Annotated in this window: 1 protein-coding gene; it reads right to left on the reverse strand. The window is 67.0% G+C overall.

Annotated elements, in window-relative coordinates:
• The coding region (locus ABT078_RS42550) for a polysaccharide deacetylase family protein (RefSeq protein WP_351237854.1) at nucleotides 1-1,095 on the reverse strand (1,095 nt) is incomplete at both ends.

The following is a 1,095-nucleotide window of genomic DNA, read 5'->3' on the forward strand; positions in this document are numbered from 1 at the left end:
GTCCTGGACGTCGAGCCAGTCGCAGAACTGCCTGAAGGACACCAGCCGTACGTCCTTCTTTCCGGCCATTCGCTTGAGCGCCTCTTCGACGGCGTCCATGTAGATGCCGCCGTTCCACTGCTCGAAGTGGTTGCCGATGAAGAAGGGCGCACGATTCGACTCGTACGCGCGGGTGAATCCGTCGAGATACGCGTCGGTGGCCTGCCTGCGCCAGCCCGGATAGCGCGACGGCATGCCCTTGGTCGAATTCTGCGACTGGTTGGCCAGGATGTTGTAGTCCATCGAGAGCACTTCGAAGGAGTGCCCGGGGAACGGCACGGCCTGCAGCGGCAGGTCCCAGACACCGCCCCGCTTCTCGGGCCACATCTGGCGGCCGCCGGGCGAGCTGGCGTCGTAGCGCCAGCCGAGCTTCTCCGCGGTGGGCAGGAGATTGTCCTGGCCGAGCAGACAGGGGGTGCGGCCGCCGACGAGTTCCTTGCGGTAGTCGAAGGGCAGCGGGTCGATGTCCGTCCAGCCGCTGTTCGTCCTCCATTCGGTGACGAAGGACACGGCCTGGTCGACCTCGCTCCGCCACTGTGCGGGCGTCCAGTTCCCGACCGAGCCGGAGCCGGCGCAGAAATGCCCGTTGAAGTGGGTGCCTATCTCATGACCGTCCAGCCAGGCCTGACGGACGTACTTCAGGGTCTCCTTGATGTGCCCGTCGGTGAGATAGCCGATGTCGGACGCGCCGATGCGGTTGTTCGGCGGCCGGTAGAGCGTCTTCTTCGACTCGGGCAGCAGATAGATCCCCGAGAGGAAGAACGTCATCGCCGCATCGTGATTCCTGGCGAGTTCCAGAAAGCGGGGAAAGAGTCCGTTGCCGACCTCGCCCGCCCCGTCCCAGGAAAAGATCACGAACTGCGGCGGGGTCTCGCCCGGCTGGAGCGGGACGGGCCGGCCCGGCTGGTTCGGCTGCTTGCCCGTGTCGGCGGTCGAACCGTCGCCTATCAGCCGTACGGGCTCGGTGCTGGGGCCGGGCGACGTGCCATTGCCCCCGCCCTTCCCCCCGCTGCCGCCGGGCCGTCCCGCACCGTCCTTGCCGGAACCGGAACCGGA

Source organism: Streptomyces sp. NPDC002133 (assembly GCF_040296405.1).
Lineage (GTDB): Bacteria > Actinomycetota > Actinomycetes > Streptomycetales > Streptomycetaceae > Streptomyces.